General features: G+C 65.2%; 18 protein-coding genes and 1 tRNA gene. 8 read left to right on the top strand and 11 right to left on the bottom strand.

From position 1 onward, the window contains the following. Positions 1 to 2: 2 nt before the first annotated feature. The 3 genes from ASH04_RS00770 to ASH04_RS00760 all read right to left on the bottom strand — a co-directional run bounded on the left by ASH04_RS00770 (position 3) and on the right by ASH04_RS00760 (position 1,683). Entirely contained in the window at positions 3 to 656 is a 654-nt protein-coding gene (locus tag ASH04_RS00770; protein WP_032368645.1) for a TetR/AcrR family transcriptional regulator, read from the bottom strand. Positions 657 to 739: 83 nt separating this feature from the next. After that, positions 740 to 1,198, bottom strand: a complete 459-nt coding sequence (locus ASH04_RS00765; RefSeq protein WP_027494603.1) for an RrF2 family transcriptional regulator — start codon at positions 1,196 to 1,198, stop codon at positions 740 to 742. Between the two features lie 29 nt (positions 1,199 to 1,227). Further along, positions 1,228 to 1,683, bottom strand: coding sequence for a GNAT family N-acetyltransferase (locus ASH04_RS00760; protein ID WP_200937256.1), 456 nt, complete (start codon positions 1,681 to 1,683; stop codon positions 1,228 to 1,230). A gap of 72 nt (positions 1,684 to 1,755) precedes the next feature. On the opposite strand from ASH04_RS00760, the gene ASH04_RS00755 reads away from it, so the two are divergent. Beyond that, positions 1,756 to 2,661: a sterol desaturase family protein gene (locus ASH04_RS00755; RefSeq protein WP_057472523.1), complete on the top strand. Its 906-nt coding sequence runs from the start codon at positions 1,756 to 1,758 to the stop codon at positions 2,659 to 2,661. Here ASH04_RS00755 and ASH04_RS00750 read toward each other — a convergent pair. Then, positions 2,642 to 3,331: a YceI family protein gene (locus tag ASH04_RS00750; protein ID WP_057472522.1), complete on the bottom strand. Its 690-nt coding sequence runs from the start codon at positions 3,329 to 3,331 to the stop codon at positions 2,642 to 2,644. The two genes, ASH04_RS00755 and ASH04_RS00750, sit on opposite strands and share 20 nt — an antisense overlap. Before the next feature lie 120 nt (positions 3,332 to 3,451). Here ASH04_RS00750 and ASH04_RS00745 point away from each other — a divergent pair, with 120 nt between their 5' ends. The 3 genes from ASH04_RS00745 to ASH04_RS00735 are packed head-to-tail and all read left to right on the top strand — an operon-like array spanning position 3,452 to position 5,873. Next, positions 3,452 to 4,462 (top strand): PHP domain-containing protein, encoded by a 1,011-nt coding sequence (locus ASH04_RS00745; protein WP_032367806.1) that lies wholly within the window; start codon positions 3,452 to 3,454, stop codon positions 4,460 to 4,462. Further along, the gene (locus ASH04_RS00740; protein ID WP_032385942.1) at positions 4,459 to 5,373 is read left to right on the top strand and encodes an alpha/beta hydrolase family protein; all 915 of its coding nucleotides are present in this window, start codon (positions 4,459 to 4,461) and stop codon (positions 5,371 to 5,373) included. The genes ASH04_RS00745 and ASH04_RS00740 overlap by 4 nt, the downstream gene beginning before the upstream one ends. A 23-nt stretch (positions 5,374 to 5,396) precedes the next feature. After that, positions 5,397 to 5,873: a hypothetical protein gene (locus ASH04_RS00735; RefSeq protein WP_032368650.1), complete on the top strand. Its 477-nt coding sequence runs from the start codon at positions 5,397 to 5,399 to the stop codon at positions 5,871 to 5,873. Between the two features lie 512 nt (positions 5,874 to 6,385). Here the strand turns inward: ASH04_RS00735 and ASH04_RS00730 are convergent. From ASH04_RS00730 to ASH04_RS00715, 4 genes are all read right to left on the bottom strand, one after another. Next, a tRNA-Ser gene (locus ASH04_RS00730) sits at positions 6,386 to 6,475 on the bottom strand. A 58-nt stretch (positions 6,476 to 6,533) separates the two neighbouring features. Continuing rightward, the gene (locus ASH04_RS00725) at positions 6,534 to 6,731 is read right to left on the bottom strand and encodes a CsbD family protein (protein WP_027494609.1); all 198 of its coding nucleotides are present in this window, start codon (positions 6,729 to 6,731) and stop codon (positions 6,534 to 6,536) included. Positions 6,732 to 6,824: 93 nt separating this feature from the next. Further along, positions 6,825 to 7,280: a nucleoside deaminase gene (locus tag ASH04_RS00720; protein WP_027494610.1), complete on the bottom strand. Its 456-nt coding sequence runs from the start codon at positions 7,278 to 7,280 to the stop codon at positions 6,825 to 6,827. A 3-nt stretch (positions 7,281 to 7,283) separates the two neighbouring features. Continuing rightward, positions 7,284 to 7,823 (bottom strand): tRNA adenosine deaminase-associated protein, encoded by a 540-nt coding sequence (locus ASH04_RS00715; protein ID WP_032399327.1) that lies wholly within the window; start codon positions 7,821 to 7,823, stop codon positions 7,284 to 7,286. 63 nt (positions 7,824 to 7,886) lie between these two features. On the opposite strand from ASH04_RS00715, the gene ASH04_RS00710 reads away from it, so the two are divergent. Further along, positions 7,887 to 8,858: a prephenate dehydrogenase gene (locus tag ASH04_RS00710; RefSeq protein ID WP_057472891.1), complete on the top strand. Its 972-nt coding sequence runs from the start codon at positions 7,887 to 7,889 to the stop codon at positions 8,856 to 8,858. Here ASH04_RS00710 and ASH04_RS00705 read toward each other — a convergent pair. After that, positions 8,831 to 9,346, bottom strand: a complete 516-nt coding sequence (locus ASH04_RS00705; RefSeq protein WP_027494613.1) for a putative glycolipid-binding domain-containing protein — start codon at positions 9,344 to 9,346, stop codon at positions 8,831 to 8,833. The genes ASH04_RS00710 and ASH04_RS00705 overlap by 28 nt on opposite strands. A gap of 305 nt (positions 9,347 to 9,651) precedes the next feature. Between ASH04_RS00705 and ASH04_RS00700 the strand changes: the two genes are divergently transcribed. Then, complete coding sequence (locus ASH04_RS00700; RefSeq protein ID WP_235579895.1) at positions 9,652 to 9,993, top strand: hypothetical protein; 342 nt, start codon at positions 9,652 to 9,654, stop codon at positions 9,991 to 9,993. Here ASH04_RS00700 and ASH04_RS00695 read toward each other — a convergent pair. Both ASH04_RS00695 and ASH04_RS00690 read right to left on the bottom strand, forming a co-directional pair. Beyond that, positions 9,990 to 11,813, bottom strand: coding sequence for an ABC transporter ATP-binding protein (locus ASH04_RS00695; protein ID WP_032373324.1), 1,824 nt, complete (start codon positions 11,811 to 11,813; stop codon positions 9,990 to 9,992). The genes ASH04_RS00700 and ASH04_RS00695 overlap by 4 nt on opposite strands. Further along, positions 11,806 to 13,599, bottom strand: coding sequence for an ABC transporter ATP-binding protein (locus ASH04_RS00690; protein WP_057472519.1), 1,794 nt, complete (start codon positions 13,597 to 13,599; stop codon positions 11,806 to 11,808). Before ASH04_RS00690 ends, ASH04_RS00695 begins: the two co-directional genes overlap by 8 nt. A 225-nt stretch (positions 13,600 to 13,824) precedes the next feature. Here ASH04_RS00690 and ASH04_RS00685 point away from each other — a divergent pair, with 225 nt between their 5' ends. Beyond that, positions 13,825 to 14,973, top strand: a complete 1,149-nt coding sequence (locus ASH04_RS00685) for a DNA cytosine methyltransferase (protein WP_200937274.1) — start codon at positions 13,825 to 13,827, stop codon at positions 14,971 to 14,973. Further along, positions 14,970 to 15,401, top strand: coding sequence for a very short patch repair endonuclease (locus ASH04_RS00680; RefSeq protein ID WP_057472518.1), 432 nt, complete (start codon positions 14,970 to 14,972; stop codon positions 15,399 to 15,401). The genes ASH04_RS00685 and ASH04_RS00680 overlap by 4 nt, the downstream gene beginning before the upstream one ends. Positions 15,402 to 15,414 lie beyond the last annotated feature (13 nt).

Here is a 15,414-nt window from a genome sequence, read left to right as displayed (position 1 = left end):
TGTCAGGCTCCTCGGTTGTTATCGGATACGTGCTGGCGAGATTTCGGCTCGGGGATTCCGGCGCGGAGTTGTTGAAATGCGTTCTCCACAAGCGCTTTCGGAGTGTTCTCTCCGCCGGGGTCGTTGATCCACAGGTTCAGTGCGGCGGTCACGGCACCGCCGACTGCCATTTGCAGCAGGTTGGGGTAAAGGTCGGAATCGATATCGGTTCCGGTGCGCTCAGCGATCGCCTCGCCGAGTTTGCGGGTGAGCGAGTGGTGCATTTCGAGCTTGCGTGCCATCAGCGCCGGGTTGGCCTCGATGAGTCGTGCTGCGGCGAATGTGTCGTCGAGATCGCGGCCGGGGTCGGCGACGAGGTTGACGGCGATGTGCTGCAACGAATCCCAGATGGGTTCGGCCTCGGGTCTGGCGCGAAGCAGCTCGAACCATTCCAGAGCCGAGGCCTCGATGTTGTGGAGTACCGCTTCTTCCTTGTTGGAGAAGTAGTTGTGGAACGTTCGGGTCGACACGCCGGCTTCGTGTGCGATGGCGTCGGCCGTCACGGCATCGAGTCCGTGCTCTTTTCCCAGACGGACTGCGGCGATGCCGAGGGCGTCGCGGGTGGCTGCCTTCTTCTGATCGCGAAGGCCGGTCGGGGTGGTCACCCTGTCCAACATACGGAAGTTGCACAGCTCGGCAAGTTTGCAGAGCTGTGCAATATTGACGACCGCGCCACATCGGCGTCCGACTGTGACTCAGGTCATCGACGGGACCATGCGGTCGGCTCGCTGATCAGCTCTCCGACGAAATCCGGGAGGTCGTCGTCGACGATGTCCGCCAGCGATACGGATTCGAGAACCGCACGCAGATTGACCCGGACGGCCAGCCACACCCGCGTCAACGGCTCGGCGGGACCGGCGTACTGCGCATCCTCGGGCCGTTGCCCGCGCACCGATGCGAGCGGCCCCTCGACGGCACGCATCACGTCCGCGACGGAAATGTTCGACGCCTCCCGCGCGAGCCAGTATCCGCCGTCGGGTCCCCTTCTACTTCGCACCAACTCGGCGCGACGCAGGTCGGAGAGCACCGACTCGAGAAATTTGTGCGGTATCCCTTGAGCGGCGGCAAGCGCCTCGGCCTTGGCGGGTGCTCGGCCGCCGACCGCGGCGAGCTCGACGAGAGTCCGCACCGCGTAGTCCGCTTTCGCCGTGATGTGCACGATTCAATTCCTATCATTTTGATAGGAAATTAGCGACCGGGTACGTACCGATGTTCGACGGCTCTGCGCCCGTCGGGCAACACCCAGTCCGCGGGCGCGGTACCGGTCCTGATCCAACCCGACTTCCCGTAGAACGCAATCGCCGCAGCCGAGCCCTGCTCCACGTGCAGTTCGATAGCAACGGACCGTTCTGCCGCATACGCCACTGCGGCGTCCAACAAGGCCGCGGCTGCGCCCGTGCCCCGGCACTCGGGACGAACGAACAATCGCGAGACCATCAGCCCGTCGTCGACCAGGTCGAGTGCCAGGTGGCCGACGATCCGGTCATTCGACTCCGCTACCCATGCGGCGACCTGCGTTGCCGAGTGCAACCAGGCGGCCGGATCCTCGGGCCACAGTGCGGGATACCCGTCGGCCTCGTGCACCGTCGCCAGCGCGGTCACACAGAACGCCATATCCCCGGAACGGCGGCTACGAATTTTCACGTCTCGAGACTACGATCACCATACTGTCGTTACACTTCGAGCAGCAGTGTCACGCACGGGAGGGCCGTACACATGAGGGACCAACTCGCATCGGCGTGGAACGCGCTACCCGAGCCGCTGCGGGATCCGGTTGCCCTGGCCGTCCCCGCGTTCGCGCTACTGCTGGCAATCGAGTGGATCGCGGCGAAGAAACTCGAAGACGGAACCCCCGGCGCGTATTCGGCCCGGGACGCACGGGCGAGCCTGAGCATGGGCTTGGTCTCGATCGCCACCACCACGGCATGGAAAGCGCTGGCCCTGATCGGCTACACGGCCATCTACGTCTACATCGCGCCGTGGCATCTACCCGCCGATGCCTGGTACACGTGGGTCATCCTGATTCTGGGCGTCGATCTGCTGTTCTACGGCTACCACCGCATCGCGCACCGAACCCGACTGATCTGGGCGACCCATCAGGCTCACCACTCGAGCGAGTACTTCAACTTCGCCGCGGCACTGCGGCAGAAGTGGAACAACAGCGGCGAGATCATCATGTGGCTGCCCCTGCCGCTACTCGGGATGCCGCCGTGGATGGTCTTCGTGGGCTTTTCGATCAATCTCGTCTACCAGTTCTGGGTACACACCGAGCGGATCGACAAGTTGCCGCGGCCGTTCGAGTTCGTCTTCAACACGCCCTCGCACCACCGCGTCCATCACGGTCGCGATCCGCAGTACCTCGACAAGAACTACGGCGGCATCCTCATCGTCTGGGACCGCCTGTTCGGCAGCTACGCCGACGAAGTGCAGCGACCGAATTACGGACTGACCAAGCCCGTCGACACGTTCAACATCTGGACGCTCCAAACACACGAATACCGCAACATCGCACGGGATGTCGCGGCATCGAGGTCATGGAAGGAACGCGTCGGATACGTCGTCGGACCGCCGGGATGGACACCGGCGGCCCCACGAGAACGGGCTACTGCCGACTCAGATTGATCAGGAAGTCGACCGTTCCCGAACCCTCGACGGTCACGAAACCGAGCGACGGCGGCTCGATGCCGTAGTCCGACCACGTCGTCGGAATTGCGCCCGACGCGATGAGCGTGTCACCGGACTGCAGCACCTCCATCTCGACCGACACCGGACGCGTCTGATCCTTGAGCGTCAATGTGCCTTCCGCCGTGACGGTTTGGGTGGTTCCGTCCTTGGGCAACGACGAGAGGTCGACGGGCTGGTCGATGGTGAACGTCGCCGTCGGATATGTGGAGGTGTCGAAGATGTTGCCGCGGAACTGACCGTCTCGACGGTCACTGTCGGTGGTGATCGAATTGGTCTGCACCACAACCTCACCGGCGGTCAACGAATTGTCCGCCACGGTCACCGAGCCGCTGACCTCGGGCGTCGACCCGACGACGGTCACGTCCGATCCGTTGAGCACCTCGTCGACGGTGTAGCCGGCCGCGGTCTTGTTCGACGCGTCGCCTGCCGTCACCGTCCAGGTGCCGTTCAGATCGTCGGTGGTGGCGGCCTGCGCACCGGAGGTGTCGACGGTCGCCGCCGGAGCGTCGTCCTCCTGGAAGGACGCGTAGATCTTGGGGCCGAAATACAGCCCGAGGGCCACGAGCACTACGACAACGACGCCGACTGTCCACCATTTCTTGGTCATGACCGACGATGATAGTTGCAGCTTCAAGCCCATGGGGAGTGAGCGACCTGGCAACTCCCTGAGAATTTTGTCCGATTACCCCGTGCGCAGGTGTCGGTGGTGCCAGGCACAATGGAACCCATGGATCCGGTGGAGGCACTTCGTGAGATCGGCTTCTGGCTCGAGCGTTCGCGCTCGGACACCCATCGCGTCAAGGCCTACCGCCGAGCCGCGGATGTCGTCGAATCACTCTCTCCTGCACAGCGATCCGAGCACGAGAAGGCGGACAGCTGGTCGTCGTTGGCCGGAATCGGTGCCAAGACCTCGCTGATCATCCGGCAGGCGCTGACCCAGGACGTTCCGGACTACCTGGCCGAACAACGCGACGCCGCAGAACCCATCGGCAACAACGCACTACGGGCCGCGCTCAAAGGCGACCTGCACACCCACTCCAATTGGTCCGACGGCGGCAGCCCCATCGACGAGATGATGCGCACCGCCAAGAACCTCGGGCACGAGTACTGCGCGCTGACCGATCATTCACCGCGGCTCAAGGTCGCCAACGGGCTCAGCGCGGAGCGTCTGCGAAAACAACTCGACATCATCGCCGAGCTCAACGAGCAACTCGCGCCGTTCCGTATCCTCACCGGAATCGAAGTGGACATCCTCGACGACGGTTCGCTGGATCAGGACGAGGGATTGCTCGCCGAGCTGGACGTGGTGGTGGCCAGCGTGCATTCGAACCTGCGGGCCGATTCTGTGGCGATGACGAAACGCATGGTCACCGCTATCGCGAATCCGCACGTCGACGTACTCGGTCATTGCACCGGCCGACTGGTCGAGGGCGGCCGGGGAAAGCGGCCCGAGTCGACGTTCGACGCCCCGGTGGTGTTCGAGGGATGCCGACAGTTCGGCACCGCGGTGGAGATCAACGCCAGGCCCGAACGCCAGGACCCGCCCGAGCGCCTGATCGACATCGCCCTCGAACGCGACTGCCTCTTCTCCATCGATACCGACGCACACGCACCGGGCCAGCTCGACTGGCAGGGCTACGGCTGTGTCCGCGCCGAAGCCCAGGGCGTTCCCGCCGATCGCGTCATCAACACCTGGTCGCTGTCCGAGCTGCTCGATTGGACGGCTCAGGGCACGTGAATCGTCGCCACTTCCTGTCCGGCCTGCTCGCTGTCACGCTGGTCGGCTGCAGTTCCACGGACACCGAATCCTCACCGAGCACAGCAGAGACGTATTCGGCTGCACTGCAACCCGTTTCGGGACCGACCGGAGATCCCATACGGTTGAAGTACGGGTACGAACCCGACAACATCGGAGACCTGTATCTGCCTGCCAACACTGCGACGTCACTGCCTGTGGTGGTAATGATTCACGGCGGCGGATGGCAGGAGAACCTCGATCTGTCGTACTTCCAGCAGATGTCCAAGGCCATCGCAGACCAGGGCATCGCCGTGTGGAACGTCGAATATCGGCGCGGTCCGAACAATTGGGCCAACACCCTCACCGACGTCGATGACGCCACCGAGGCACTGGCAACCGTCGTACAGAACGCCGCCGACGGGCGACTCGACCTCGATCGAGTGCACGTCGCCGGACATTCGGCCGGCGGACAGCTGGCCGCGTGGGTCGCTGCGCGTCATCTGATGCCGATCGACGCACCGGGAGCGGACCCCAGAATCCGACCGCGCAGTGCCACCATCATGGCCGGGGTGTTCGACATGAAACGAGCGGCGAACATCGGCAACGACAAGTTCGTGCCCGCATTCCTCGGCGGCATGCCCAACGACGTTCCCGGTCGATACAAGATCGCCTCCCCCATCGAATACCTCCCGCTCGACGTCCCGTTGACCGCGCTGCACGGCGATGCGGACCAGACCGTGTCGGTGAACCAGAGCCGCGTTTACGTCGACGCCGCGACTCGCGCAGGTAGCACGGACCCCGAGCTGGTCGTACTGCCCGGAGCCGGACACGGAGCGTTTTTGGACCCCAAGCACATCGCCTGGTCCACCGCACTGAGCACCATCACCGGGCGCGCGCAGACACTGCTCTGAGCCGCAGGTGGTACACAGTGGCGATGAAACGAAAGATCGCGACCGGGTTGCTCGGGCTGATCGTGGCCACCTCTGTAGCCGGATGCGGCGACGACGCGTCGACCGAGAACGCGTCGACCACGTCCGTTCAGGCCACGTCTGTTCAAGCCACGTCAGCTCCGGCTACGACGACACAGGCGACCACGGCAGCTGCCACGCCGACGGCCGATGCACCCGCTGACAGCCCGGCTCCAGAGGCACCGCCCGCCGCTGATCCAGCCGACCCCGCGGTGACCGGAGGAACCGGAGGCGTCACCGGCGACGATCTCTACCGTCAGACCTGCACCCAGTTTCTCCCGTCCATCGATGCACTGGAGCAAACCGGAATCTCCGATCGCGCAAAATCCGTCGAGGGTCTGCGCAGCGAAATGACCACCGCGCCGAGTTGGTCCACGGTGCCCGAGGCCGATCAAGGCGAAATTCTGCGGGGACTCGACGCCGCGGGCGCGGGGCAATGCTGAGCGTCTGAGCCCTGGGGATTCGATGCCCGGGCCCTGGCAATCCCGCCCGAGTCCTGCTGATCTTGGGCCCTGGTAATCCCGCAAACGCGCGCGCGTTTGCTAGGTGCGCGCGAAATAGACCCCGAATCGGTGGCGAATCTGAACGCGTCTGACGAATGCGCGCGCGTTTGCCGAGCAACACCCAGCCACCCCACCCCGCCCGGGCCCTGGTGATCCCGCAAGCGCGCGCGCGTTTGCCAGGTGCGCGCGAAATAGACGCCGAATCGGTGGCAAATTCGCTCGCGTCTGACGAATGCGCGCGCGTTTGCCGAGCAACAACCAGCCACCCCACCCCGCCCGGGCCCTGGTGATCCCGCAAGCGCGCGCGTTTGCCAGGTGCGCGCGAAATAGACCCCGAATCGGTGGCAAATTCGCTCGCGTCTGACGAATGCGCGCGCGTTTGCCGAGCAACAACCAGCCACCCCACCCCGCGCACAAAAAACTCCCCACCCGACGGATCGGGTGGGGAGTTTTGGCGGTGGCGGAGGGATTTGAACCCTCGGAGGGGGTGAACCCTCACACGCTTTCGAGGCGTGCTCCTTAGGCCGCTCGGACACGCCACCGCAGAAGACTGTACCGGAATGAGCGCCTGAGGCTAAATCGCCTGCTCAGAGCGCAAAGTTACTTACCGGTGAGCTTGTCCTTGATGTTCGAGGCCGCGTCCTTGACCTTCTCGGCACCGTCTTTGAATGCGGCGGAGGTCTGATCGCCCTTGCCCTCTGCTTCGAGGTCCCTGTCTCCGGTTGCCGAACCTGCGGCTTCTTTTGCCTTGCCGCCGAGGTCTTCGGTCTTGTTCGAGATCTTGTCGTCGAGTCCCATGAGTGTCTCCTTCGCAAGTTCGGAGCGCAGCGTTGCGCCCTGCCCTCCACCCTCCCCAATGTTGGACATTCCGGCCACCCCGTGACGAGATCGTTATCTCTGGCGGGCGAAGAATTGCGTCAGCACTTCGGCGCATTCGGCTTCCAACACTCCCCCGCGCACCTGTGGGCGGTGGGTGAGTCGACGGTCTCGGACGACGTCCCACAGCGAGCCGACGGCCCCCGTTTTCGGTTCCCAGGCTCCGAACACCACGGTGCCCACACGGGCCGCAACGAGGGCCCCGGCGCACATCGTGCAGGGTTCCAAAGTGACTGCCAGAGTGCAGTTTTCGAGTCGCCAGCCATCTCCGTGGACGGCGGCTGCCCGACGCAATGCGAGCACTTCGGCGTGCGCAGTGGGGTCGCCCGACGCCTCCCGCGCATTGCACGCTCGCGCGATCTCACGTCCCGACGCGTCGTACACGACGGCTCCGACGGGGACGTCGGCGTCCGATGCCTCGGCTGCGGCCGACAGTGCTGCGCGGATCATGTCCGCGTCGGGCAGCGGCATCGGTTACCGCCGGAGCTTGTTCACCGCTGCGGCGAATTCGTCGTCGAAGCCCAGGCGCTCGGCGATGGATTGCAGTTGTTCGTCCGGGTAGTCGTCGGTCTCGGCGACGATGATGCCCAGGACTGCCTCGGGCAGGCCCAGGTCGGCGAGGAGAGCGAGGTCGCCTTCCTCGTAGGGTTCGATGTCGTCGAGTTCGTCGGGGTCGACGTCGGGGATCTCGATGTTGAGTGCGTCGAGGACGTCGGCGGCGATTTCGTAGTCGACGGCGGCGACCGCGTCGGACAGCAGCAGGCGGGTGCCGTTGGGTGCGGGACGCAGAATGACGAAGAATTCCTCGTCCACGTCGAGCAGTCCGAACACCGCTCCCGAGCTGCGTAGTTCACGCAATTCGGTCTCTGCTGCCGACAGGCTGGTCAGTGCGTCGTCGGACAGTGGCGTCACGGTCCACTTGCCGTCCTCTCGGACAACTGCAACGCCGAATCCTTCGAGGTCGTCGTACTCCGATGCGGAGGCACGGTTGTTGTTCGCGCGCTGTGCGGCCATGTGCGCAACGGTAGTCCGGTAGGTGCCGGTATTCGAAGTCCACCTCCCTTGGAAGTCACCCACCTGTGCCAATCTGATCGGGTGACTTCTTCTTCGGTGTGCGTTCTCGGTCTGGGACTGATCGGTGGGTCGATTCTGCGGGCGGCGCACGACGCCGGTCGCCGGGTGTGGGGCTGGAACCGATCGGCCGACGCGATCGCCGGGGCTGCGGACGATGGCTATGACGTCCGCACCGATCTGACAGCTGCTCTGACCAGGGCTGCAGAAGAGGACGCGCTGATCGTCATCGCCGTTCCGATGCCTGCCGTCGACTCCGTGCTGCAGGCCATCGCCGAGCACGCACCCGCCGCCCCGATCACCGACGTGGTGAGCGTCAAAGCCGAGGTTGCCGCGGCCGTCGCTGCTCGCGGACTACAGGCCCGGTACGTCGGCGGCCATCCGATGGCGGGTACCAACCACTCGGGCTGGTCGGCGACGGACCCGGCACTGTTCAACGACGCGGTCTGGGTCGTGTCCACGGACCCCGGGGTCGACGCGGACGTGTGGATGCGGGTGGCCCAGCTGGCCCTGGACTGCGGTTCGGTGGTCGTTCCGGCCGGCAGCGTCGAGCACGACAGTGCCGTCGCCCGCATCTCGCACCTACCGCATCTGCTGGCCGAGGCGTTGGCGATCGTGGGGGCCGCGGGCGGGCCGTTGGCGCTCGGGCTCGCCGCGGGGTCGTTTCGCGACGGCACCCGGGTGGCGTCCTCGGCCCCCAATCTCGTCCGTGCGATGACCGAGGGCAACGCGACCGCGCTACGAACCGCGCTCGACGAGACGCTGCATGCGCTCACCGCAGCGCGCGAAAAACTGGACGAGAACTCGACCGAAACACTGGTCGACGCCGGACACGCAGCGCGACTGCAGTACGAGCAGCATCAGCGATTCGACATCACCGACGTCACCCCGGGCGAGCCGGGGTGGCGAGAGAACCTGCAGGACGCGGGGCGACGCGGTGGCGTCGTGCGTCAGATCCGCTCGGCGAGTCCCGGGTAGTCGACGACGAAGCCGTCGGCGTCGACCGTCACCGACGATGTCGAGACCGGCGAGATGACGTGGATGCCGTGCGCGCCGCTGCTGTAGGTCAGCGTCGCTTCCTGGATGCTCAGATCGAGGAGGTTGACGTAGACCGTCGGCACCTCGAGGTCCTGGACCTGGGTGTGCAGACCGAATCGTCGGATCGGCAGGGTGTTGAAGAACGGGCTGAGCACCATGTCGACGTCGAGGGCACCGCTGTAGGTCGAGCGCTGGTGGTTGGCGGAGTTCTCCACCATCCAGTAGCCCTCGTCGTCGCGGCTGACCGAGGCCTGCCGGTCGCCCGACGCGAGCGAGGTGCGCACCGAGAGCCTCTTGGTGACGCCGTATTCGTCGGTCACCAGGTCGTACGACGCGCTGAACGCGGGATGATCACTGCAGGCGGCACCGATGATGCGTCCGGCAGCTTTGATGCGGTTGCCGGAAAGCTGGACGCGCACGGACTCCATGCGGGGAACGTCGTGCGCTCGCCACGTCAGGATCGAGGGCCAGGATTTCGCGTCGGTGGTGGCGGTTGCGGGAACGGAGACGTACTCTGCACCCGATGCTTGAGTGATCACAGGTCCTACGGTATGCGACAGGGCCCCCTGTAGAACAAGCGGACGCGACTTTTCTTTGCACCGACCCGGCCGTTCATGCTGCGCTCGACCCCGGCCGACCCCCGTCGACGTCGACTTCTGGCCCGCTACCGTGTGCGACGCCTTACAGCGGCCGGGCCCTGTCGATTTCGCTCACGATTACTAAGGTGATGGCCGTGACGACAGGGAACCCAGGCGGCGGCCAGTTCGATTTCGCGCATTCCGAGCAGGCCGCGAAGAGCCGACAGGACAAGGCGACCGCTCTGGCGCGCTACGTCTGGGAGCGCGGCATCAGCGGCGCGGAACTGCTCGATCTTCCCGACGCCACCCGTCGAAAACTGGCCCGCGCAGCGGACCTGCATCCACCGAGCACGATGGAAACGTGGACCATCGTGGCCGAGTTGCTCGACCGCAAATCCGCCTGGGCGGCCGAGCACCCGAGTCACGACGGGGCGACGCCCCAGCACGCCGACGAGAAGATCATGTGGGTCAAACCGCCGATCACCCCCTGGACCTAGACGAGCGAGTCCTCCCACGCCTCGTGCAGGTGCGCGAAGCGGCCCTCTCCCGCAATGAGGTCCGCCGGGGTGCCGTCCTCGACGATGTTCCCGTCCGCCATGACGAGGACGCGGTCCGCGATGGCCACCGTCGACAAGCGGTGCGCGATGATCAACGCCGTCCGGCCCTGCAGAATCGTTTCGAGTGCGCGCTGCACCAACCGCTCGCTCGGGATGTCGAGACTCGACGTCGCCTCGTCGAGCACGATCACCGACGGCGCAGCGAGGAACACCCTCGCAAAGGCCACCAATTGCCTTTGGCCCGAGGACAATCGGCCTCCGCGCTTACGCACGTCGGTATCGATCCCTTCGGGGAGCGAGGCGATGAACTCGGTCAGTCCGACTGCCTCGGCGGCAGCGCGGACCTCGGCGTCCGTCGCGTCGGGGCGTCCGAGGCGGATGTTGTCCGCCACCGAGCCGGAGAACAGGAACGATTCCTGTGTCACCATGACGACGTTGCGGCGCAAGTCCTCGTCGGAGATGTCGCGCATGTCGATGCCGTCGAGTCGCACGGATCCGGCGGTCGGATCGTAGAAGCGCGCCAACAGCTTTGCCAGCGTCGACTTTCCGGCTCCGGTCGCGCCGACCATGGCAACCACCTGTCCCGCGGGCACATGCAACGAGAACTCCGGCAGCACGACGCGCTCGGTGCCGTAGGAGAAGTGCACGTCGTCGAACGTGATGTCTCCCTTCACCGTTCCGATCGACACCGGGTTTTTCGGGGCAACCACCGACGGCTCTTCCTCGAGTACACCGGAGATCTTCTCCAGTGCAGCGGCGGCCGACTGGTAGGCGTTGAACACCATCGCCAGCTCGTCGAGTGGGCCGTAGAACCGGCGAAGGTACAGCACGTACGCGGCGAGCACGCCGACGTCCATGTGCCCGTTGATCACTCGCCAGCTACCGAACACCAGGATGATCGCCAGAGTGACGTTGCCGATCCACCGGACGATTCCGGTGTAGCTCGCCATGCCGCGCAGGGCCGCGGTGGTGGCGTCTCGGTACTCCGAGTCCTCGGTCTCGAGGATCGCGTCGTTGCGACCTTCACGCCGAAAGACCTGTACGGCACGGATTCCGCCCATCGACTCCACGAAATGGACCACCACACGCGCGATCGCCACCCGTGTTCGACGGTATCCCTGGCGTTGGCGTCGCTGTGACCACCGGGTGACGAGCACCAGCGGTACGAAGCCGGCGAGCACGATCATCGCCATCGGAACATCGAGATACACGAGGATGACGGCAATCGAGACCATCGACAGGATGGCCGTCAACGCGTCGTTGAGCGCACTTTCGAGCAGTGTCTGCAACGACTCCACGTCACTGGTCAACCGCGAGATCAACCGCCCCGACGTGTATTTCTCGTGGAACGACAGACTGAGTTTCTGCGCGTGGTCGAACACGCGTCCACGCAGGTCGTAGAGAATGTTCTGACTGAGCCGGCCCGAGACGGTGAGAAACGCGTAGGTGGTGAACATTCCGAGCAGGCCGAAGCCGGTGTATCCGCCCACGGCCCACAGCAGCGGACCCCAATCACCCTGTCCGGCAGCACCGACGCCGTTGTCGAGGGCGTAGGCGACGAACAGCGGGCCGGCCACATAGGTGATGTTGTCGATCAGGATGATGACGAAAGACAGCAGGGCCTGCTTCTTGTACGGGCGCACCAGCGAGGCGAGCAACCGCCGAGAACGCCCGGCCAACACCAGGTTTCCGGTGGCGTCCACCTCCGAGTCCTCGCCGCCCACTCCCCGCCAATCTGCGGTTGCGGTCTGCTCAGCCATGGATCGACCCCATCACGTCGCGGTACCGCGGCGACGACGCCAGCAGTCCCTCGTGCGTTCCCTGCTCCACAATTCTTCCGTTCTCCAGATACAGCACCCGGTCGGCCAACGCCGCAGTCGACGGCCGGTGAGCCACCAGCAACGTCGTCGAATGGGCCAGCACGCGACGTAGTTCCTTCTGCACTTTCGCCTCGGTGTCCACATCGAGTGCAGAGAGCGGGTCGTCGAGCACGAGCACCCGAGGCTTGCCCAGCACCGCACGGGCCAATGCGAGTCGCTGCCGCTGCCCGCCCGACAAACTCATGCCCTGCTCACCGATGCGCGTGGCCAGGCCCCACGGCAGCCGGTCGACGAATTCCGTTGCGTGAGCAATCTCCAGCGCCTCGGTGATCTCGGCATCGGACGCGCCGGGAGAGCCGAGCGCGATGTTCTCCCGCGCACTGGCCGAGAACAGCACCGGATCCTCGAACGCTACCGACACGATCGAGCGCAGATCGGCCAGCCGCATCGACGCCACATCGATACCGTCGATCGAAATGGTGCCCTCGGTAGCGTCGAACAAACGAGGAACGAGGTTCGTCAGTGCCGTCTTTCCGCTGCCTGTGTTGCCGACGAGCGCAACGGTCTCCCCCGGCTCGACGACAAAACTGACATCGGTGAGCAGCGGAGAGGACGCGTCCGGAAAGGTGAATCCGACGCGGTCGAACTGCACTCGGCCACGGATCTTGTCGGGCAATTCGACGGGGTTGTCCGGATCCGTCACGGTCTCCGGGGTGTCGATGATCTCCCAGTACCGATCCGCCGCAGTCCGCGCATTGTTCAACTCCGCCAGCAGGTATCCGAAGGATTCGATCGGCCACAGCAGGAACGTGACGATGGCAATGGCAGCGACGAGCGTGCCGACCGTCATCGTGCCCTGCACGATCGAGTAGGTCCCCACGGCCAGAATCGCGCCGATGGTGATCGGCTGCAGTCCGACGATCACCGCCCAGATGATCGCGAGATAGCGCACCTTCTTCAGCTCGGTGCCGCGAAGAGTGTAGGCCTGACGCAGAAACTGCTTGCCCAGGTGCGCACTTCGCCCGAACGCCTTCAGAACACGGATGCCCTGAATGGACTCCTCGACCGTCGTCGTCACATCGCCCGCTTGGTCCTGAGCATCACGCGCGACGACGCGGTACAGCGTCTCGAACCTGGTGCAGGCGATCACCAGCGGAACCGATGTCACCAACATGATCAGACCCAATTGCCATGCCTGAACGAGCAATACACCGATACCCACGACGAGCGTGACGGCATTGATGATGATGAACGGACCGATGAACGCCATGAACCGGCGCAGCGACCCGAGATCGGCGATGGCACGGGAGAGCAGCTGGCCCGATTCCCAACTCTCGTGCGCCGCGACCGACAGCCGTTGCAGCTTGTCGAATACCGTTGCCCGAGCACTGATCTCGAACTGGCTCGACGGGCGGGACACCAGGTATCGACGCACCCAGATGCCGGCCGCGTCGATGGTGCCGAGCAGCAGGATCAAAGCCGCGGGCCACCACACCGCGGAAAAGTTGCGGTCGGCGATGGGCCCGTCGATGACGCGTTGCATCACCAGCGGAATGACGAGGCCGGTGAGGGTCGCGATGAGCGAGACCACGATGGAGCCGATGTAGAACCACTTGTACGGGGCCAGGAACGGCGCGAAACGCTGCAGCGACGTGGGTGTCCGCGCAGCATTCGGGTTCGACTCAACGACGGTTGGAGCTTCGGGGTCGAGCACACCCGTGGACACGTGTTGTTCTCCTTATTGCGGTGCCCGAATGATTTCATTGCTCAGGCTCAGTTTCCAACCGATTTTCGGCGGCGTGCATTCCAGTGTGGAACCTCGAGCGCGGTCGAGGTCAAGTTCGACCGACGCTCAGCTTGTAGACGCTCAGCTTGTCGACCCTCAGCGCACCGGCTCTCGAGTAACGTGAACCCGTCGGGCGAGGGAAGGGCATACGTGAGCACACGGTCGATGGTCGGGTTGTTTGCCGGTATCGGCGGGCTCGAGCTGGGGTTGGCCGAGGCAGGGTGGACGACTCAGCTGTTGTGCGAGATCGATCCGGGTGCCGGCGCGGTGCTGTCGGCGCGCATGCCGAACGTTCCGCTGCACACCGACGTCACCACGCTGCGCAGCCTGCCCACCGGCACCGAGCTCGTTGCCGCCGGCTTCCCCTGCCAGGATCTCTCGCAAGCCGGACGGACCGCCGGCATCACCGGTGCTCGCTCCGGGCTGGTCGACGAGGTGTTCCGGCTGGTCTCACGTCGCCGCGGCCCGCGGTGGCTGTTGATGGAGAACGTGCCGTTCATGCTGCAACTCGGACGTGGCGCAGCGATGCGACACATCACCGACGCGCTCGAGGACCTCGGCTACATGTGGGCCTACCGCGTCGTCGACGCCCGTGCGTTCGGGTTGCCGCAGCGTCGACAGCGCGTGGTGATGCTGGCCTCGCGCACCGACGATCCGCGTGAGGTGCTGTTCTCGCAGGATGCCGGGCCGTTGCCCGACGGCGATCCGAGCACTGCGCCCTGCGGCTTCTACTGGACCGAGGGCACCCGCGGACTGGGCTGGGCCGTCAACGCCGTCCCCACCCTCAAGGGCGGTTCCTCCCTCGGCATCGCCAGTCCGCCGGCCGTGCGGTTGCCGTCCGGGGAGATCGTCACGCCCGGCATCATCGGGGCCGAGCGACTGCAGGGGTTCGATCCGGACTGGACGCTGCCCGCGGTCGAGCGCGCCGGAGTACGCACCGGGCATCGCTGGAAGCTCGTCGGGAATGCCGTCAGTGTGCGGATGGCGTCGTGGGTGGCCGGTGCACTCGACGACCCGAAGCCCTACGACGTCGCAGGCGATACTGCATTGCTGCCCGGTCAGGCCTGGCCCACGGCCGCGTGGGGCCGAGACCGCGCGAGCTTCAAGGTGACCGTCTCGACCATGCCGGTGCACGAACCGCCCGAGGACCTGATCGACTTCTTGGACGACTCCACCCTGCTGTCGGCGCGAGCCACGGCCGGGTTCCTCAAGCGCGCGCGAGCCGGCAACCTCCGCTTCGCCGACGGCTTTCTCGACGACCTCGACGCCCACCTCGAGCGCATGGGTGGGTACACGCCACGGGTGTCGGTGTGAGCGCGAAACGCCCCGTCACCGATGCGAAAACCAGTGCACGGCTCAGTAAGCAACGCCGCCGCGACACCAAGCCAGAAGTGGCGCTGCGTCGAGAGTTGCACCGACGAGGACTGCGCTACTTCGTCGACCGCGCCCCGCTGAAGGGCATGCGGCGTCGAGCAGATCTGGTGTTCCCCCGTCGCAAAGTCGCGGTCTACGTCGACGGTTGCTTCTGGCACAGTTGCCCCATTCACGCGACGAGACCCCGCAACAACGCCCAGTGGTGGGCCGACAAGCTGGCTGCCAACGTGGCCCGCGACCGCGACACCGACACCCGCCTGATCGAGGAAGGCTGGCGCGTCGTGCGGATCTGGGAACACGAGGACCCGGTCGTCGCCGCCCAACGCGTCGTCGACGATCTTGCTGCAGATCCGATAGTGACCGACTGAAACCCACAGCACT

Origin of the sequence: Rhodococcus sp. Leaf233 (assembly GCF_001426165.1) — a bacterium.
GTDB lineage: Bacteria > Actinomycetota > Actinomycetes > Mycobacteriales > Mycobacteriaceae > Rhodococcoides > Rhodococcoides fascians.
The sequence above is the reverse complement of the archived record's forward strand: the minus strand, read 5'-3'. Positions and strand labels throughout refer to the sequence as shown.

Bases quoted from the DNA above. Each gene is read 5' to 3' on its own strand.
- ASH04_RS00770 (WP_032368645.1), bottom strand. From the start codon at position 656: ATGTTGGACAGGGTGACCACCCCGACCGGCCTTCGCGATCAGAAGAAG.
- ASH04_RS00755 (WP_057472523.1), top strand. From the start codon at position 1,756: ATGAGGGACCAACTCGCATCGGCGTGGAACGCGCTACCCGAGCCGCTG.
- ASH04_RS00750 (WP_057472522.1), bottom strand. From the start codon at position 3,331: ATGACCAAGAAATGGTGGACAGTCGGCGTCGTTGTCGTAGTGCTCGTG.
- ASH04_RS00745 (WP_032367806.1), top strand. From the start codon at position 3,452: ATGGATCCGGTGGAGGCACTTCGTGAGATCGGCTTCTGGCTCGAGCGT.
- ASH04_RS00735 (WP_032368650.1), top strand. From the start codon at position 5,397: ATGAAACGAAAGATCGCGACCGGGTTGCTCGGGCTGATCGTGGCCACC.
- ASH04_RS00725 (WP_027494609.1), bottom strand. From the start codon at position 6,731: ATGGGACTCGACGACAAGATCTCGAACAAGACCGAAGACCTCGGCGGC.
- ASH04_RS00720 (WP_027494610.1), bottom strand. From the start codon at position 7,280: ATGCCGCTGCCCGACGCGGACATGATCCGCGCAGCACTGTCGGCCGCA.
- ASH04_RS00715 (WP_032399327.1), bottom strand. From the start codon at position 7,823: ATGGCCGCACAGCGCGCGAACAACAACCGTGCCTCCGCATCGGAGTAC.
- ASH04_RS00705 (WP_027494613.1), bottom strand. From the start codon at position 9,346: ATGGAGTCCGTGCGCGTCCAGCTTTCCGGCAACCGCATCAAAGCTGCC.
- ASH04_RS00695 (WP_032373324.1), bottom strand. From the start codon at position 11,813: ATGGCTGAGCAGACCGCAACCGCAGATTGGCGGGGAGTGGGCGGCGAG.
- ASH04_RS00685 (WP_200937274.1), top strand. From the start codon at position 13,825: ATGGTCGGGTTGTTTGCCGGTATCGGCGGGCTCGAGCTGGGGTTGGCC.